Genomic DNA, 565 nt, shown 5'->3' with positions numbered 1-565 from the left:
TAGGCGAGGTCGATGCCCTCGCAGGCCGGCGCGTTCCAGTCGACGTAGTGCTCAAGGCACTCGGAGTCGGTCCACTTGAAGTTCTCCTCCTCGTAGCCGAGCCGGGCGGCGAGCTGCCGGAAGATCTCGTTGTTCGGGATCGCCTCGCCCGGCGCCTCGGCGCACTTGGTGTTGTAGGTCAGGTAGAGGTGGCCCCAGGAGAGGATCATGTCCTCCATCTCGGCGCCCATCGTGGCGGGCAGCAGGATGTCGGCGTAGGAGGCCGTGTCCGAGATGAAGTGCTCGGCCGAGACCATGAACAGGTCCTCGCGCATCAGCCCCTCGACGATCTTGTCGGTCTCGGGGGCCTGCGTCACGGGGTTCGAGTTCCAGCACATCATCGACAGGATCGGCGGGTCGAGCTTCATCTCACCGGTCAGGGCGCGGCCGATCTGGAGGTTCGAGACGACGCGGGTGCCCTCCGGGATCAGGTCGGGGCGGCAGATGACGTCGAACTTGTAGGGGTGCTCCCACACGCCGAACTGGGTGATGCCGCCGCCGACATGGCGCCATGCGCCGGTAAGCG

Annotated in this window: 1 protein-coding gene; it reads right to left on the bottom strand. The window is 66.2% G+C overall.

The genetic code is table 11. From position 1 onward, the window contains the following. On the bottom strand, positions 1-565 hold a 565-nt coding region (locus AAHF99_RS27150; protein ID WP_342167426.1), incomplete at both ends, for a molybdopterin-dependent oxidoreductase.

This window comes from Methylobacterium litchii, from assembly GCF_038442315.1.
Classification (GTDB): Bacteria; Pseudomonadota; Alphaproteobacteria; order Rhizobiales; family Beijerinckiaceae; genus Methylobacterium; species Methylobacterium litchii.
The sequence above is the reverse complement of the archived record's forward strand: the minus strand, read 5'-3'. Positions and strand labels throughout refer to the sequence as shown.